The 17780-nt window shown below is 39.4% G+C and carries 19 protein-coding genes; 3 read left to right on the forward strand and 16 right to left on the reverse strand.

The features are described 5' to 3' along the window. Nucleotides 1-173: 173 nt before the first annotated feature. The 13 genes from cccB to NSQ94_RS15740 all read right to left on the reverse strand — a co-directional run bounded on the left by cccB (nucleotide 174) and on the right by NSQ94_RS15740 (nucleotide 11911). Nucleotides 174-506 (reverse strand): cytochrome c551, encoded by a 333-nt coding sequence (cccB, locus tag NSQ94_RS15680; protein WP_063389198.1) that lies wholly within the window; start codon nucleotides 504-506, stop codon nucleotides 174-176. 361 nt (nucleotides 507-867) lie between these two features. Next, a protein-coding gene (prfB, locus tag NSQ94_RS15685; RefSeq protein WP_144597357.1) for a peptide chain release factor 2 occupies nucleotides 868-1969 on the reverse strand; the annotation gives its coding sequence in 2 pieces (ribosomal slippage) (nucleotides 868-1896 and nucleotides 1898-1969; 1101 coding nt in all). A 137-nt stretch (nucleotides 1970-2106) separates the two neighbouring features. Further along, complete coding sequence (gene secA / locus NSQ94_RS15690; RefSeq protein ID WP_063389200.1) at nucleotides 2107-4617, reverse strand: preprotein translocase subunit SecA; 2511 nt, start codon at nucleotides 4615-4617, stop codon at nucleotides 2107-2109. A gap of 187 nt (nucleotides 4618-4804) precedes the next feature. After that, the gene (gene raiA, locus NSQ94_RS15695) at nucleotides 4805-5356 is read right to left on the reverse strand and encodes a ribosome-associated translation inhibitor RaiA (protein WP_063389201.1); all 552 of its coding nucleotides are present in this window, start codon (nucleotides 5354-5356) and stop codon (nucleotides 4805-4807) included. A 174-nt stretch (nucleotides 5357-5530) separates the two neighbouring features. Next, nucleotides 5531-5884, reverse strand: coding sequence for a hypothetical protein (locus NSQ94_RS15700; RefSeq protein ID WP_066249842.1), 354 nt, complete (start codon nucleotides 5882-5884; stop codon nucleotides 5531-5533). Then, nucleotides 5884-6285: a flagellar export chaperone FliS gene (gene fliS, locus NSQ94_RS15705; protein ID WP_063389203.1), complete on the reverse strand. Its 402-nt coding sequence runs from the start codon at nucleotides 6283-6285 to the stop codon at nucleotides 5884-5886. The genes NSQ94_RS15700 and fliS overlap by 1 nt, the downstream gene beginning before the upstream one ends. Nucleotides 6286-6341: 56 nt before the next feature. Next, on the reverse strand, nucleotides 6342-7820 hold the full coding sequence (locus tag NSQ94_RS15710) for a flagellar hook-associated protein 2 (RefSeq protein WP_066249845.1): 1479 nt from the start codon (nucleotides 7818-7820) through the stop codon (nucleotides 6342-6344). 15 nt (nucleotides 7821-7835) lie between these two features. Continuing rightward, nucleotides 7836-8180 carry a flagellar protein FlaG gene (flaG, locus tag NSQ94_RS15715; protein WP_063389205.1) on the reverse strand — a complete coding sequence of 115 codons (345 nt, stop codon included), beginning with the start codon at nucleotides 8178-8180 and terminating at the stop codon, nucleotides 7836-7838. Between the two features lie 363 nt (nucleotides 8181-8543). After that, nucleotides 8544-8771 (reverse strand): group II intron maturase-specific domain-containing protein, encoded by a 228-nt coding sequence (locus tag NSQ94_RS15720; protein ID WP_066249848.1) that lies wholly within the window; start codon nucleotides 8769-8771, stop codon nucleotides 8544-8546. Nucleotides 8772-8834: 63 nt separating this feature from the next. Beyond that, nucleotides 8835-9050, reverse strand: a complete 216-nt coding sequence (locus tag NSQ94_RS15725) for a hypothetical protein (protein ID WP_242009297.1) — start codon at nucleotides 9048-9050, stop codon at nucleotides 8835-8837. A 297-nt stretch (nucleotides 9051-9347) separates the two neighbouring features. Further along, the gene (locus NSQ94_RS15730) at nucleotides 9348-10460 is read right to left on the reverse strand and encodes a cupin domain-containing protein (RefSeq protein WP_063389206.1); all 1113 of its coding nucleotides are present in this window, start codon (nucleotides 10458-10460) and stop codon (nucleotides 9348-9350) included. Between the two features lie 24 nt (nucleotides 10461-10484). Continuing rightward, the gene (locus tag NSQ94_RS15735; RefSeq protein WP_094245185.1) at nucleotides 10485-10964 is read right to left on the reverse strand and encodes a DinB family protein; all 480 of its coding nucleotides are present in this window, start codon (nucleotides 10962-10964) and stop codon (nucleotides 10485-10487) included. Beyond that, on the reverse strand, nucleotides 10961-11911 hold the full coding sequence (locus NSQ94_RS15740) for a fumarylacetoacetate hydrolase family protein (RefSeq protein WP_094245184.1): 951 nt from the start codon (nucleotides 11909-11911) through the stop codon (nucleotides 10961-10963). Before NSQ94_RS15740 ends, NSQ94_RS15735 begins: the two co-directional genes overlap by 4 nt. Before the next feature lie 138 nt (nucleotides 11912-12049). Here NSQ94_RS15740 and NSQ94_RS15745 point away from each other — a divergent pair, with 138 nt between their 5' ends. From NSQ94_RS15745 to NSQ94_RS15755, 3 genes are all read left to right on the forward strand, one after another. Further along, a complete protein-coding gene (locus NSQ94_RS15745; RefSeq protein ID WP_063389209.1) occupies nucleotides 12050-12850 on the forward strand; it encodes an IclR family transcriptional regulator in 801 nt (266 codons plus the stop codon). A gap of 14 nt (nucleotides 12851-12864) precedes the next feature. Then, nucleotides 12865-13635, forward strand: coding sequence for an IclR family transcriptional regulator (locus NSQ94_RS15750; RefSeq protein ID WP_063389210.1), 771 nt, complete (start codon nucleotides 12865-12867; stop codon nucleotides 13633-13635). Between the two features lie 118 nt (nucleotides 13636-13753). Next, nucleotides 13754-15022, forward strand: a complete 1269-nt coding sequence (locus NSQ94_RS15755) for an AMP-binding protein (RefSeq protein ID WP_094245183.1) — start codon at nucleotides 13754-13756, stop codon at nucleotides 15020-15022. Nucleotides 15023-15312: 290 nt separating this feature from the next. On the opposite strand, the gene NSQ94_RS15760 is transcribed toward NSQ94_RS15755, so the two are convergent. From NSQ94_RS15760 to NSQ94_RS15770, 3 genes are all read right to left on the reverse strand, one after another. Beyond that, nucleotides 15313-15885: a hypothetical protein gene (locus NSQ94_RS15760; RefSeq protein WP_094245182.1), complete on the reverse strand. Its 573-nt coding sequence runs from the start codon at nucleotides 15883-15885 to the stop codon at nucleotides 15313-15315. A 33-nt stretch (nucleotides 15886-15918) separates the two neighbouring features. Continuing rightward, nucleotides 15919-17142, reverse strand: coding sequence for an NAD(P)/FAD-dependent oxidoreductase (locus NSQ94_RS15765; protein ID WP_066248852.1), 1224 nt, complete (start codon nucleotides 17140-17142; stop codon nucleotides 15919-15921). Between the two features lie 86 nt (nucleotides 17143-17228). After that, nucleotides 17229-17576: a hypothetical protein gene (locus NSQ94_RS15770; RefSeq protein ID WP_094245181.1), complete on the reverse strand. Its 348-nt coding sequence runs from the start codon at nucleotides 17574-17576 to the stop codon at nucleotides 17229-17231. Nucleotides 17577-17780: the final 204 nt, after the last annotated feature.

Below are 17780 nucleotides of genomic sequence, written 5' to 3' on the forward strand. Positions count from 1 at the left end.
CATCATTTTTCGTCAAAAATAGACTTTTTCATATTACATTTTTGTTTCAATATCATATTTCGAGGGAAAATTTTTAAAATTCTTGTAAAAAAAACTACAAAATTTTCTATTATCTGCTATTTTTTTCTATAGCATAAAAAAGCGAGGGTGATCATGTCCCCTCGCTTCTTATGTTACTTTTGTCCTGCAAGCCACTCAGCGACAACATCTGCTTCGCTATCGTTCAATAAACCTTTTGGCATAGCGCCTTTGCCGTTTAAAATAATATCTTTTATTTCATCTTTGCTATATTTGCTTCCAACTTTCTGTAAACTCGGACCGGAAGCACCTTCAAGATTTTGTCCATGGCAGCTTGTACAATTTTGTTTTATCAGATCTTCTGCAGATGCAGTATTCTCAGCTTGATCTGTTCCGCCATTTGTTCCGCTTTCTTGGTCATTCCCGCCGCCCCCGCATGCAGCTAATACGAGTGAAAGACCAAATACTAAGATCAAGAACTTTTTCACTGCGAAATCCCCCTTCGCCAATTAGTCTCGAAGATATTATAACCTAATTATTGAGGTTTCAATCTGAAACAAATTGACCAACATTTGACAATCCTGTGAAAATAACTTGAATATTGATAAAAAAGAAAAAGGGTGTCTAATAAGTCGTTTTTACGCCTTATAGACGCCCCTTTAATGTTTTAGAAATGTTGATATATCAATGTTTATGATGTTTCGTTTCAATGGATTTTGCCTTTCTGGACAGCCCCACAAGTTCTCTAATCAAATGGGATTTAGGGCAGTTTTTCTTCGTCATTTTTCCGCATCACATTTCTATTCGCTCATCTTTTGTAAACGAGTCATCATCCTTTTCATAACAGCCTTAAGACAATTTTGCTCTTAAATATGCATCAATAAATGCATCAATTTCCCCATCCATTACAGCTTGAACGTTGCCGATTTCGACATTTGTCCGGTGATCTTTCACCAATGAATATGGATGGAAGACATAAGAACGGATTTGGCTACCCCAGCCAATTTCCTTTTGCTCTCCTCGAATTTCCGCTAATTCTTTTTCCTGCTCTTCAATTTTTAATTGGTATAGCTTAGATTTTAACATTTTCATTGCTCGTTCTCTGTTTTTAATTTGAGAGCGCTCCGTTTGGCATGTCACGACAATTCCAGTTGGCAAATGTGTAATCCGCACCGCCGAGTCGGTCGTATTTACGTGCTGCCCTCCCGCACCGCTTGAACGGTACGTGTCAATTTTCAAATCCTCGCTTCTAATTTCAATATCGATTTCATCATTAAATTCTGGCATCACTTCGCAGGAAACAAAGGAAGTATGGCGGCGGCCTGATGCATCAAAAGGAGAAATGCGCACTAACCGATGGACTCCTTTTTCCGCTTTTAAATAACCGTATGCATTGTGTCCTTTAATTAACAGCGTTACACTTTTTATTCCTGCTTCATCACCCGGAAGATAATCGATCGTTTCAACTTTAAATCCTTTCTTTTCCGCCCATCTCGTATACATTCGCAGGAGCATAGATGCCCAGTCCTGAGATTCCGTCCCTCCTGCTCCCGGATGAAGCTCTAAAATCGCGTTGTTTTTATCGTAAGGCTCATTTAAAAGAAGCTGTAATTCAAAATTATTCAATTCCTTCGTTAATTTTTTCAATTCGGATTCAAGCTCTCTTTGCAAATCATCATCCGGCTCTTCTTTAATAAGCTCGTAAGTTACTTGAAGATTTTCATATGATTCATTTAAATGGTTAAATTCTCCGACAAGATCTTTTAAGGCGTTTGCTTCATTAATTACCTTCTGAGCTTCTTGCTGGTCATCCCAAAAATTTGGCGCAGCCATTTGCTCCTCTAATTTTTTTATGCGTGCTTCCTTCTCTTCTAAGTCAAAGAGACCCCCTAAAATCCGCTAATCGTTTAGCCATTTTCTCCAGTTCATTCCGAATTTCTACTAAATCCATTAGTCCATCACCTCTAAAAATTTTTTGCACAGTATACTATATTTTTGCAGATTCGCTTTGTCCACTTATACATTAGTTAAAAAATTTATGGGACAGGCGAGACTGACATCTCGCCACACCCATTCTATTTAAAATCGTTATCTTCCGCAACAATGTTTGTATTTTTTGCCGCTTCCGCACGGACATGGCTCGTTGCGGCCAACCTCTTTTGCTTTTCTGACTGGTTTCTTTTTCGTCTGGGCGTCTCCTTCTTTCGGCTGCACGGCTTCGCCGACCGCCACTTCCTGACGTTCCAAATTGTTTTGAATTTCAGCTTTCATTATATATTTTGTAACCTCTTCTTGGATGGACGCAATCATGTTTTCAAACATTGTGTAGCCTTCCAATTGATATTCACGAAGCGGATCGGTTTGTCCGTATGCACGTAAATGAATGCCTTGGCGAAGATGATCCATTGCATCGATGTGATCCATCCATTTTGTATCAACGGCGCGGAGTACAATGACTCGTTCAAATTCACGCATGTTTTCCTCGCCAAAAGCAGCTTCTTTCTCATCATAACGCTTCTTCGCTTTTTCCCAAATGATATCAATGATTTCATCCGATTCTTTTCCGCGAAGGTCATTTACATTAAAGTCATCTGCTTCATCCAAAATATTTGCTTTTACCCAGTCGACTAATCCTTCAAGGTTCCAGTCTTCCGGAAGCTCTTCTTCAGGCGTAAATGACTGTACAACACGGGTAATTGTTTGTTGAATCATGTCTTCAACATTTTCTCGCAGATTTTCAGATTCAAGCACTTCATCTCTTTGTTTATAAATAATTTCACGCTGCTGACGGAGCACATCATCATATTGAAGAAGCTGCTTCCGCGCATCAAAGTTGTTTCCTTCCACCCGTTTTTGCGCCGATTCCACAGCACGGGTAATCATTTTGCTTTGAATCGGCTGGGAATCGTCCATTCCAAGCCGATCCATCATGCTCATCATACTTTCTGAACCGAATCGGCGCATCAGTTCATCTTCCATTGACAAATAAAACTGCGTAACACCCGGGTCTCCTTGACGTCCAGAACGTCCTCTCAGCTGATTGTCAATTCTTCGGGATTCATGGCGTTCTGTGCCGATGACAGCTAATCCACCCAACTCTTTTACGCCTTCGCCGAGCTTTATATCCGTTCCCCGTCCGGCCATATTTGTCGCGATCGTCACAGCATTCTTTTGTCCGGCTTGTTCAATAATTTCTGCTTCCTTTGCATGGTTTTTTGCATTCAACACATTGTGCGGAATTCCCCGCTTCTTAAGCATATTAGAAAGCAATTCAGATGTTTCAACCGCGACTGTACCTACTAGAACAGGCTGACCAATCATGTGCCGCTGAACGATGTCTTCTACAACCGCTTTAAATTTCCCCTCCATTGTACGGTAAACGAGGTCCGGACGATCTTCGCGGATAACCGGCTTGTTTGTCGGGATGGTAATAACCTGCATGTTATAAATGTTGCGAAATTCTTCTTCTTCTGTTTTCGCAGTACCTGTCATTCCCGCCAGCTTTTCATACATTCGGAAATAGTTTTGGAACGTGATCGTTGCCAACGTCATGCTTTCATTTTGAATTTCAAGGCCTTCTTTCGCTTCGATTGCCTGATGCAAACCGTCGCTGTAACGGCGGCCTTTCATTAACCGTCCGGTAAATTGGTCTACAATGATCACTTGTCCGTCTTCAACAACATAATCAACGTCTTTATGCATGACGACGTGGGCTTTCAGCGCATTGCTGATATGATGGTTTAGTGTGACGTTTTTTAAATCGAACAAATTATCAATATGGAAAGCACGCTCCGCTTTTTCAATCCCTTCTTCTGTAAGTTGAACGGATTTCGTTTTTTCATCATAAGTATAATCTTTATCCTTTTGAAGCGTTCTGACAAAAGCATTTGCCTGAATATACAGTTTGGTGGATTTTTGTGCTTGTCCAGAAATAATAAGCGGAGTTCTTGCTTCATCAATTAAAATGGAGTCTACCTCATCGATTACCGCAAAATGCAGAGGGCGCTGCACTTTTTGTTCCTTGTATAAAACCATATTGTCGCGCAAATAATCAAACCCAAGTTCGTTATTTGTTGAATAGGTGATATCAGCTTCGTAAGCAGCCTTTTTCTCCTCTTTTGACATACCGTTTAAATTTAAACCAACAGTCATGCCGAGAAATTCAAAAATTTTGCCCATTTCTTTTGCGTCCCGGCTTGCCAAATATTCATTGACGGTAACGACGTGAACGCCTTTCCGCGTCAACGCATTTAAGTAAACAGGCATCGTTGAGGTTAATGTTTTCCCTTCACCTGTCTTCATTTCCGCAATATTGCCTTCGTGAAGGGCAATAGCTCCCATAAGCTGTACTTTATATGGATACAGGCCGAGCACTCTGTGAGCGGCTTCTCTTACAACTGCATAGGCTTCCACAAGCAGATCATCGAGTGTTTCTCCCTTTTCAAGCCGTTCCGCAAACTCAGCTGTTTTTGACCTCAATTCCAAATCAGAAAGCTTTCTCATATCTGGACCGAGAGCATTTATTTTTTCAGCTATTTTTTCATAACGAGCTAAAGTGCGTTTATTCGGATCAAACACTTTATTTAAAAGTCCAAGCATCTTTAACGCTCCTTAATTTATTTTATTATTTTAGTTTCTTTTAAATTTTATCACTGCTTTTCCAAGCGTACAACTTTTGCTGTGTGAAAGTCTTTCCATAAACCCGTCCCATTTGTCTACATTTTATTTGCTTGAAGGTAAAAAAAGTACAGCCAAGGTAGGCTGCACTTTTTTTATATAATAAATTTTACTCATTCGGTTCAATTAATCCATAGCGGCCGTCTTTTCTGCGGTAGACAACATTTGTTCTATTTGTATCAGAGTTCGTAAAAACAAAGAAGTTATGGCCGAGCATGTTCATTTGCAAAATAGCTTCCTCAGTATCCATCGGCTTTAAATTGAACCGTTTTGTTCTTACAAGTTCGATATCCTCTTCATTCACATCAGTGTCATCATTCGTTTCCGCATTGATGAAATATTTAGCATCAACTTGTTGTTCACGAAGCTTCCGGTTTACTCTTGTTTTATGCTTGCGGATCTGACGTTCAAGCTTATCAACGACAAGATCAATCGCAGCATACATATCTTCATGATATTCCTCAGCACGCATCACTAAATGCGTCATTGGAATCGTTACTTCAATTTTAGATTCTTTGTCATTATAATATTTTAAATTCACATTTGCATCGGCTTGTACTCCATTATCAAAATAACGTTCAAGTTTAGATAACTTTTTTTGTACATATTCTCTTAATGCTGGAGTTACTTCAATGTTTTCCCCTCTAATGTTGTATTTCATATTGAGCTCCTCCTTTTATTAAGGGATATATATATATAGTTCGATGTTTCGTTCGTTTTTCCTTTCACAAAATAAAAAAAATCGTGAACATTTTATGAATGCTGATGAGCGGGGAAAACGATTTTCACACTTTCATCCATCGCTACATGATCGTGTCTTTTTGTACATATATTGCTATTTTTTCTTATCATAAAAAATGCCATCAATAGTGGCATTCGCATAAGAGTTCATATATTTTTTTGTCATCTCTTTCTGGGCTTTCATCTTGACGATATCATGTTGTATCTCTTGTTTTATTAGTTTAAGCTGCTCAACAAGAATTTGATTCAATTGGATAATTTTTCTTCCTGCTTCTTTCTCCTTGGGCGTGAAGGGAGGATTCATGCTTTTTGTTAACTCCTCCCGTTTTGCTAGCAAGTCTTCTATTTTTTGTATCACTTGATCACGGTCGCGATGTTGATCTTTAGACCGTTTTGTCAATTCCACTAACTCTTCCGTTATTTCCAACAATTTTTCCACTTCGTCCATTACGCTTGTCCGCCTTCACTATGCCGCTGTTTCCGGTTGATTTGGATTACTTCTTTCCACGTATCTCTGAACTCTGTCACATATCCTTCCACTTCTTCAATAATGGTGACATCGTTTTTAAAATTGGCCTCAACAAGCCGTCGATTCATGTACTCATACAGTGCGTACATATTTTTAGAAATCTCAATATCCATATTTAGCGTGGCCATTAGTTCACAAATGATTCTTTGTGCTTTTTGCAAATTTTCGTTTTTTTGTTGGATAGATTTTTCTTCTATTGCTTTTTTCGCAAGCTTTAAAAATTTTAAACACCCGTTATAAAGCATTAACGTGAGTTCACCCGGTGATGCAGTTTGTACGCTGTTTTCCAAATAAGATTGATAAGGATTGTTCATTGCCATTTAAGACACTCCTCAGATATCATATCCATTAAAAAGTAAATAGTAAAGGCAGACGATTAAGCGCCGCCTCCAAATAATTGCATCAAATATGCTGACTGTTGGTTCGCCCGCTGAATCGCCTGTTCCATTGCCGTAAATTGCCGATAATATCTTGATTCGATTTGTATAAGCCGATCTTGAAAGGCATTGATTCGATTATCCAAATCTTTTAAGTTTTTTCCAATCGTAAACTGGTCATTTGTAGACAAAGACGTTCCCGCTTTGTCTTTGATTTTTGTCATCATACCTTTCAAAGAATCGCGGAGACGGCGGGCAATCCCTTTATCATTGTAAGATTCGCCGTCAGACATAAATAGTTTATAGATCGCTTCTGGATTTTCCTGAATTTTTTCCCGGAGTTTATTTTCATCAATTGTAAGTTTGCCTCGATCCAAATAATTGGCTGTTGTTGAAATCCCAATATCCGTAAGCTGCTTAAACCCTTTCAAAGTATCTCCGGCGACAGGAGAATATAAATCCAACCGCATTTGATTAAGACCGCTTGTTAAAATCGCATCGCCGCGAAGAAGGCCACTTTTCGCTTTTTCTTCCCACAGCTCGATTTGCTTTTCCGTCATTTCCTCTTTTTGTTCATCCGTTAGGGGAGGAAAATTCCGGAAGCGCTCTTCTGTTAATTTGCCATTAATCTTTTCAATCACTTCATTATATTTATTAACAAATTTTACAATAGTATCGAGAATTGCATCAACATCTGTTGATGTAGAAATCGTAACAGGACTTGTCGTTACATTTTTAATTGTATATTCAATCCCCGCAATCGTAAACGTATTAGATGTTTGGACAGTTTCGTAGCCGTTGATTTTAACTTTTGCATTTTGACCCGCAGTTTCGGGGATTAGGTTAAACGTTGTATCATCAAGTGAAAAACCTAGGCTTTGCAAAAAATCAAATGTTTCACTATCGGCAGCTTTAATCGTTCCGCCTTCACCTGTTTTATTATTCGTTAAAACGAGCCTTTCCACACCAGATGAATCCTTTAATTTCATCCCCGTAACGCCTAGATTTGAGCTGTTGATTTTGTAGATAACATCATCAAGCGTATCATTTTCACCAATATTAATCGTCACTTCTCTCGTTTCTGTTGAACCTGGATCGGTCACTTCAAATTTTAGCGTTCTTGCACCAGATGTAAAATTATTTAACGTTGCTGCACTATATGTGGCAGCCTTAGCCAATTGTTGGACTTCAATCGCTGTTGACGTATTAGCTGAAGCGTTGATTGCCTTTGCCACAACAGCTGACTCATCAGAGCTCGTCACTTTTTTTTGTCGGAAATTCGACAGTCTGTATACGCCGTCAAAAATCAATCTGTCCAATTCGTCCAACAGCTTGTTGATTTCCCTGTAGCTGTCGCGCTGCCATTCAAAAATTTGCTTTTGTTGGACCATTTTATCGAGCGGAATTCTTTCCGCCTTCATTAAATCTTTTACGAGAGCGTCAATGTCCATTCCGCTTGCCAAACCGACAATTCGCATTTTTTCCACCCCTAGTTAAATTTTCCGATCCACGATTAATCCCATCAGCTCTGCCATTGCCGCATATATATCAAGCATTTTTTTCGGAGGAATTTCCCTGATGACTTCGTTCGTCTCTACATTGACAACTTGTACAAAATATTCTTTCAGTTCTTCATGAAGTACAAATTGAATCGATGTTTTAATCGGCTTCAAAAAATTGTTCAAATCCTCAATTGCTTCCTCCAGCGTAACTTTAGCTTTTTTTTCTTCTTCTTGGACAGGCTGCTGGTTTTCAGGCATTGACAATTTTTCCTCTTTTCCTTGCATATCCTGCAAAAAAGCATTATTATTAACACCGGTTATCTTTTGTATTCCCATATTCCTTCTCCTCCGAGGAATTCTTGCTATTTTATTTATCGGTAAAAAATTGCCTTGTTTTAGCATCTTTTGACAAAACATTCATAACTTTATTGAAATGATTTCTTAATTTTTAAAATATTGAGTTTATGAAATCGGTAAGCTGAAGGGCTGCTTAAAATCCACACAACCATTTTTTATTCTTCTAAAAGCTTAGGTCGTTTAAGATGGGGAAGGCTTCCAATTTACTAGTAGAGTAGAAAACTGTTTTCAAAGGGACAGCCTATGCTGTCTCTTTTGCTCTCAGCTTCCCCTCATCAAACCGTACGTGAGGTTTTCCCTCATACGGCTTTCCGACGTTCTTCCTTTGGCTTTCGTTCTTGTCTAACTTGCTAATTTCACTAATAAGCCTTGTGTTAATTTTATAACTTCTTTCATTCTCGCATGTTTCTTCCTTTGGTTCTTCTTCTTATTCCAGTACAGAGTAAGTCTTTCTAATACATACCAGTCCACTTTATTTAGCCACTTCTTGGCGATGGACGAAATACTGTAGTAATTCTTAAATCCTTGTAAAATTCGATTGAGCCCTTTCACCAGTTCTTTGATGTCCATAAATCGCTTGTTCCTTGGACTCGTATATTCCTTAAATTCATTTTCATTTTCTTCATGGCTTTCTTACTTGGAAATGTGAGACATGACATAAACTTTCGAGCCACCCTTGTTCATCACAGGAAATTTCCGATGGTGTAGATCTAGAAAGTCAAATCCGTTTGTGTCGTCCCATAGGCTGACCAGTTTGGATTTCTCTGTGTTGATTTCAAGGTCGAGTTTCTTCATGATGGCTTTTAGTACTTGAATGCTCTCCAGCGCCTCGTTTTTCGTGCGACACATGATCACGAAATCATCTGCGTATCGCACCAGTTCTCCTAAGTGTAGGAACTTCTTCTTTCATATCGTGTCCATATAATGCAGGTAGCTGTTCGCTAAAAGAGGCGAAATGACTCCGCCCTGCGGGGTACCCTTTTTGGTGTTATGAAACTGTCCATCTTCCATTACACCTTAGCTGGGCGCGCTAAAAAACAAAACCCCTTTTTCAACAATAGCTTTGTGAAAAAGGGGTTTTGAAAACCTCGTCAAAAGGTTCAGTTTTAATTTGGACCGTCAACTGCTCCATTATGCTTGCTAAGTTTAAACGAATACAGGTTGAAATTCATCGGTCACTTGTTGGAATCCATTATTTTCTTCATAAGCTTCTTCACGTTCCACATCAAATCTTTCCATAATCGGCAAATCATTCGCAGAGAACAGGTAAGAATCTTTTTCGGCAACATGCTCATGCCACGCCCAATTCGGAACAACGAAGAAATCGCCGCTTTCCCAATCAAAGCGCACACCGTTGATAATACTGTACCCAGATCCTTTATAGACATGGTAAATAGTCGAGTGCGTATGACGGTGAGCTTTTGAATGAAACCCTTTTGGAAGCAATTGCATCCAAGCGGAAATCGTCGGATTGGCTTGTTTGCCTGTTGAAGGATTGATATATTCAACCGCATATCCATCGTACGGATCTGGATCAAAGCGTTTTAAACCTTGAATAGCTGCTTCAGTCTGCTTCCATTTATAAGACCCTAACGGAGCGATTTTTGGTTCACGGTCAGAAATTGGACGAACCATGCCACCTTCATATCTTTGCGATGAGTAATTATCAGGAACTTTCGGTTGTTCAATTCCGTCTGGATAAGGATCAAAGAACGTGCCGCCAATCGAATAGATAGTTGGAATATCAAGACAGTCCATCCAAATCATCGGCTCATCACCCGGATGTCCATGACCATGCCAAAGCCCTTTCGGAGTAATGAGATAATCGCCTTCCTCCATAAAAATCCGCTCGCCTTGCACAATTGTATAAGCGCCTTTTCCTTGACTGATAAAGCGCAGCGCACTTTGCGAATGGCGATGCGAAGGCGCTACTTCACCGGGAAGAATTAATTGTACGGCAGCATAAAGCGTTTGTGTTGTTGATGCCCATCCCCAAGGCTTTCGATAAGTCAATCCAGGATTTTGAAAATAAATCGCCCGTCTTTCCCCGCCGCGCTCAGGAGTAAAAATTTCAGTTGCTTCCATCAATTTTTTATAAAGGGTTTTCCATTTCCAAAGATACGCTTCAGCTTGCGGAGTTGGCTGGCGATGCATTAAATCTGGAATAGCATCCCAAAGCGGTCCTAGATGGTATTGCTCAATATCTTTTGTGAAATCTCGGACAATTTTACTTTTAAAAAACTCATTTTTTTCCGCCATGATGAACTAACCTCCTCTATTCTTTTAAAGCTTTGATAAATTACGTTGAATTTGGCTATAATGCTTGCTTGCATGTTCGACAAGCAGGTGGTCGACAATAAAAGACATCGGTTTTGTTCCGAAACGAGGATTGCGGCTCGGGGCCTCTGATTTTAAATCTTCTTCTGACAGCTTGCTCAACACTTTTTCCACTTGATCTTTTACGTTTTCAAGCTTGTTTAGCACGTCTGAAACTTCACGTTTTTCTGTATTAGCAACAGCAGCAAGCCTGTTTTCATCCGTAAGTCCTCTTCCCCATTCTGTACCCGGCGACTCAAGCAGCCGCTCAATTTCGTTTAACCAGTATGGAATCGCTTCTTCAACATGGCAAAGAATTTGCATGATGGACCATTCTTCTTCTGATGGATTCCAACGAATGGTCTCTTCTGAAAGACTTTTTGTAGTTTCAATCATTTGGTCAATGGATTGTTTTATGCTTTCAATCGCTTCGTTCATATTAGTCATTCGCTGATCTCCCCCGTCACTTTTTTCACTTTATTTTCTAATGCACCGATGCCGTCTATCTCGATGCGGACAACATCTCCATCTTTTAAAAATACTTGAGGGTCTCTTGCTACACCAACACCTCCTGGAGTTCCTGTCAAAATGACATCTCCCGGCTCAAGGGTCATAAGTCCAGATAGAAATTCAACCAAGTACTGTACGGAAAAGACAAGATTTTTCGTGTTAGAACGCTGACGTTCTTCACCGTTAACCGTTAAGACTACTTCCAGACCAGAAGGATCTGACAGCTCATCGGTTGTTACTAACCACGGTCCCATCGGAGCGCTTCCATCCACTGTCTTGCCTTGAAGCCATTGCAGCGTACGGCGTTGAAGATCCCGGTAAGTCACATCATTCACAATTGTATAGCCTGCAACATAATCCAATGCTTCTGCTTGGGAAACATTGCGCGCCCGTTTTCCAATCACAAAAGCAAACTCAGCTTCATAATCCAGCTGATCGGAAATTGGATAATGAGGAATGTCATCCTCCGGTCCGATGACAGTATTCGCGAATTTCGCAAAAACTACAGGATATGGAGGAATCTCTCTTCCCATTTCCAAAATATGCTCCCTGTAGTTATGGCCTACGCAAATCATTTTCCCCGGCGATGGCACTGGTGCTTCCACTTTTACATCTTCTTTGGAAAACACAAGCTGCTTTCCTTTATATTTTTCATGTTTTAAAGCAAATGCAACTGCTTCTTTTGCATAGTCCAAGCTTTCCTTTCCGCCTTGTAAAAATCCGTTCATATCTGCCGGCACATACGCCTCAGCAATTTGTTTGAAGCGCAATTTCCCTTCCGATTCCAGCTTTTTTTCAAATGCGGCATGCAGATCAATCACTTTTCCATCCTCAATTGCACCGATGCGTGTGACGCCTTGTTCTGTAAACGTGATCAGTTTCACTATTGAAACCCCTTTCATTGATTATGGTCTTGTTACCATCTTAATATTGAAAAAAATCTAAAAATACATTATTTTTCTTATATACAGAACAAAAATGGATTTCCTCATCAATCAAAAAATTTTTTACAGGTGATATGGATGGCTTCTCAAAATAAAAAAAGAATTTCTTCCGTTGAAAACGCTTTAAAAATTTTGAAAAGCTTTTCAATGGACGAACCGGAACTGGGTGTGTCAGAAATAGCCGAAAAGCTAAATATCGGAAAAAGCACTGCCCACAGACTTTTAACAAGCTTAGCCAGCGAAGGATTTGTATACAAAGATATAAACACAAACCATTACAGTTTAGGTGCTTCGATCTTGACATTAACAAGCATCGTTAGCTCCCAATTGAAAATTTTAAATGAGGCGACGCCGGTTCTAAATGTTTTAACAGAGGAGACAGGCGAAAATTCGCACATTTCCATATTAGAAGGCACCGAAATTATTTATTTGCAAAAAATTGAATGCACGTATCCTTCAAAAAAAGAATATACCCATATCGGCAGAAGGAATCCTGTCTACTGCACAAGTCCCGGTCAAGCCATTTTAGCCTTTGAAGACGAAGAAGTAATCGAGAAAATTTGCTCGCAGCCCTTCAAAAAATACGGTCCGAACACGATCACTTCACCCGAGCAATTAAAAGAAAAGCTTTTGAAAATAAAAAAAGAAGGCTACGCCGTTTGCAATCAAGAGTTCCAAAAAGGGATCATCGGAATCGGTGCGCCCATTTTTAATGAACATAACAAAGTGGTTGCAGCAGTGAACATTACCGGCTCTACGAAGCGAATCAATTCCATTAACATCAAGCAGCTTATAAAAAAAGTGGTGAATGCGGGAGAAAGAATTTCTGAATTAATAAAACAGAGAAAAACGAAGCAATTGTTCGGAAATGACGACTAGACTGGAGGACTAACATGAGCGAAAAATATTTGCTGTCATCTGTGAAGAACGCAATGAAAATTCTGCGTCTTTTTACACATAAACAAAAAGAGCTAGGGATTACCGAAATATCAAAAAAATTAAATATTTCCAAAAGCAGCGCCCATCGCCTTGTTTCATTGCTTGTAAAGGAAGGATTTTTATCAAAAAATCCCCGGACAAACAAGTATCGATTAGGCCTTTCGATTCTAACATTAGGAGGCGTGATTTTCAGCAATCATGAGTTGTACAAAGAAGCGCTGCCCATTGTAAAAAAGCTTGTTCACACATTAAATGAATCCGCACATATTTGTCTTTTGGAAGAGGATCAAGTAGTGTATTTGTTCCGAATTGAAAGCAGCCAGCCCGATCGGCTGTTAACATATATAGGGCGGAAAAATCCGATTCATTGCACAAGTGAAGGGTTATGCATTCTGGCTTATCAAAACAAACGAACAATTGAAAAAGTTTTGTCGAAAAAATTATATGCATACACTCCCTATACGATCACCGATCCAGACATTTTAAAAAATGAGTTAAAAAAAATTAAAAAACAAGGATTTGCCATATCAAAAGACCAATTTTATGTCGGGTATGTCGGGATCGCAGCACCAATTCGCGATTATTCCGGCAAAGTGGTGTCTTCACTATCCATGATTGGCTCAACTGCCAGAATGACAGATGATCGGTTTCCAGTCTTTATTGAACATATTACGCAAGCAGCTAAAAGCATATCAGAGCATCTAGGTTATATCGACGGAAAATGAGTACATTTTTTAAAATTTCGAATTTTTTGTTTTGTATAAAAGAACTAGAATATTCCTTTTTCTTTCTTTTCTCACTATGATAAGAAACTAGCTACAAGTCTAAAAGGGAGGAATATTCATGGTTCATACAGTACAAACACAAGAAAACGAACTTAGGTCGCTGCAATTGCAAAAACTGAATCGATTGTTACATTTTGTTTTGAATCATAATGAATTTTATAAAGAAAAACTTGCCGGTTTAAAGCTTCCGCTGCAATCTTTGGAAGAAATGAAAAAGCTTCCTTTCACAATGAAAAAGGAATTGGTCGATGATCAAAACAATCATCCTCCATACGGCAAAAACCATTCATACCCTTTAGAGGAATATGTAAGATACCATCAAACTTCCGGCACTTCAGGGAAACCGCTGAAAATTTTAGACACAAAAAAAAGCTTTGAATGGTGGGAAACATGCTGGCTGGAAGTTTATCGCTCCAGCGGAGTTACGAAAAAAGACAGAGTATTTTTCGCCTTTTCGTTCGGTCCTTTTATTGGATTTTGGGCTGCATTTGAAGGAGCAAAACGATTAGGTGCCCTTTCGATTTCATCCGGCAGCCAAACTTCGATTGAGCGATTGAGAAGCATGATAGAAAACAGAGCAACAGTACTAGTCTGTACTCCAAGCTACGCTTTACATCTGGCGGAAGTAGCAGAAGAAAACGGCATTGATATTAAAAATGGCCCTGTCCAAAAAATCATTACGGCTGGTGAACCTGGAGGCTCTGTCCCTTCTACACGAAAGCAAATTGAAAGTTTGTGGGGAGCCGTTTTATATGACCACGTAGGCATGACAGAAATGGGAGCATACGGTTATTCTTGTTCAGAACAAAAAGGGATTCATGTCAATGAATCGGAGTTTATTGTAGAAGTGATCAATCCTAACACGTTGGAGCCGGTGGAAGTTGGTGAAAAAGGAGAATTAGTATTAACCAATTTAGGAAGAGAAAGCTATCCGGTTATTCGCTATCGGACAGGCGATATCGTAATCCGGTCTGATCAGCAATGTGAATGCGGCAATTCCTATCAATTTTTCCCTGGAGGAATTCTCGGACGCGCAGACGATATGGTCATAATACGGGGCATTAACATTTACCCGTCTTCCATTGAATCCATTATTCGCGAATTCAAAGAAGTGAAAGAATTTCGCATCGTGTACTACACAGAAAATGAGATGGATCAAATCAAAGTGGAAATTGAATGCGATTCTGAACAAATCGTGCCTATCCTCGCAACAAAATTGAGAGAACGAGTCGGTTTAAGAATCCAAGTTGAAAAAGTTCCAGACAACGAGCTGCCTCGCTTTACAATGAAAGCAAGAAGGGTTGTGGACAATCGAAAAAAAAGATAAACACATATATTTTTGAAAACGTTTTCTATATAACTAAAAAAGGATAAGGAAAGCTCAGATTTTCTTATCTCAAAAAAATAAAGCAGCCTTGCTTCATTTGTAAGAAGACAAGGCTGCTATTTTGCATAATTTTATTCTTCAAACTTAAAAACGGCTTTTTTCTGACAAAACTTGCATTTCTTTTTCGTGTAATGACTTAATATTATGACATGCGGTGCATCTAACAGCTTCAGCGATTCCTTTACATGCTTTTCGCACGAAAATATGGCTGCCGCACACATATGGAACCCCTACATTATATAAAATGTTTGGTTGTTTGAACCTAATGGAATATGTCCCATTTCTAAAATATCAACTAAATAGGCAAATGGATTTTCTCCCCATTCGTTTATATTTGCAACCAATTCCCATGCGCATGCCAACACGCTGATGTACATGGCATGGCCAACTAAAAACCGAATGAATGATTCATCTGAAAATGTTTTGAAGGCACCTTTATAGACTTCATGAAATACAGCTTCCGGCAAGTGATAGACGATTTCGTTCAAAATTTCCTCTTGTCCGGATTGATCAATTTTCTCTTTCAGCCTGTCAGGCAGCACCTTCAATGCTTCCCATAAAGAGCTGTTAGTTAACCGAATGGTATCGTATATATTTCCAATTTCATCTTTTGAAATCCACTTAATTTCGTAATTTGCTATATTCAGTGATTGCAAAAATTTTTCTGCTTTATTCTGGACGTCATCATGAATTGTTCCGACATGCTGGTACCAGTTAATGTTTAGCAGACGATCCGCCATTTGATTGACTCGTTCATGCTTGAAATCATATGAAGCATGGTTCTCAATGAGCGTAATTGACATGTTTTCCACCCCTTTATATAAAATCAAAAGCGATTAATATTTTGTTGTTAATTCAGGCGGACCAAATTTCGGGCCATAAGGACCTTCATCAAGCCATCTTCCTAATTTCGGTACAATGGCTGTTAAAGATGCAGCAATTTCCCTTTTTAAATTCATTTCTGGAGAATTTCCTTGCAGGTGATGCAATGCAGTCGAAGAGCTGTTGCGATTCCACAAGCCTGCAATTCTCCGTTCATTTGCCGCTTTTTCAATCGCTTCGCGTCTTTTCTCTTCGCTTGAAGCATCAAGAGCTTTTTCAATTCCTTTAACAGCTATTAAAGCATCAGGAACCCCCGAATTCAGCCCTCTAGCACCAAATGGTGCAAATAAGTGGGCAGCTTCTCCTGCCAACAGAACTCTTCGTTTTTCGTCTGTATATGAATTGGCGACGACTTGATGAAATCTGTATGATGATACCCACGTAATCCGTTCTGCATATTTAGGATCCATAACTTTCGGAAGCCATTTTTTTACTCCTTCCACTTCCGAATATTCATCTGGATTATCGTCTTCCAGCAGTTGAAGGTCGATTCTCCACCCGCCTTTGAACGGTACAAACATCACATTCCGCCCGCCCATTGCCGGATGCTGATAGTGGAAAACCCTTTCAAGCGGCAGCGGATCATTTTCATCTTCTTCAACATCAACGACAAGAAATGTATCTTTTGTTCTTGGCCCTTCAAATTTTAATCCTGCTGTTTCACGGACGACAGAACGAGCGCCGTCACAACCAATCACATATTCCGCTTCCCAAACATCCCCTTTTTCTGTCACCACTTTAATGCCGTCTTCTTCTGAAATCACTTCTTTCACAGGGGTATCCCATACAAATTCAACGCCGGCTTTTTCACAATAATCATATATAATCGATTCAATATGATTTTGATGTAATGACGTAAATGGCGGAAGCTTTGTCGGATCACTAGTATCCGTCACACCGTAATTTCTTACGTACACTTCTTTCCCTTTATAAATCGTGCGTTTTATCGGCCAGACAACACCATTTCTCGCAATTTCAAAACCAAGTCCTTCATCAATGCTTTCAAGCAGCTTCAACGTTGCGTTATGAATATAAATTGCTCGGCTTCCAGGTCTTGGCCGCCCTTTCGGCTCCGCTTCAATCACGACAGAAGAAATTCCTCTTTTTTTGAGTGCCAATCCTGCTACAAGGCCAACTGGACCGGCGCCTACAACGACAACTGTACGCTTGTTGCTCATGACATATCTCTCCTTTACATAAATGAAATGGATGGATTGATTGATGGAAACGCTTACTATGATTCTATTATAATGGCATTTTTTCTTTATTCGTCACTCATTTGTTCCTCTATGCGGGACAAATAAAATACCTTTGCTATTTTTTTAAATTGAATGCCCCTCGCGTCTGCAAGGTGCCAGATTTTCTTTGCGGGAGCTCGATAAGGTATATGTTGAGTTTGGGATTGCGGCATCAGCTCATACATGCTGAAAGGGGCTGTCCGATGAATTTCTAAAATGAAGGATTTGGGAGAAATACTACCGTGAAGGACAAAATAATCGAATAAAATTTGCAAATGTCCTTCATATAGGTAATGAAGTTCAACAAGAAGCAATTGTATGTGCTGAATGTCCGTCATAAAACGTTTGGAGAACGTAATTAAAAAAGAGAGCATAAGAAAAGTCCTTCATAAGACATCTGAAGGATATAAACAAGATAGAAAAAATGGTCTGTCCGATAAGTCCCTAAAATAAAGGGCTCCAAAAAGTCAGTTAACCCTGACTTTTTGGACAGCCCCTTCAAACAAAAATCGAAATATATTAAGGGGCTGTCAAATAAGTCGTTTTTTCGACTTATGACGCCCCCTTAAATGTTTTAA

The sequence above is a fragment of the Aeribacillus sp. FSL K6-2833 genome (assembly GCF_037965815.1).
In the GTDB taxonomy this organism is placed as follows: domain Bacteria; phylum Bacillota; class Bacilli; order Bacillales; family Aeribacillaceae; genus Aeribacillus; species Aeribacillus composti.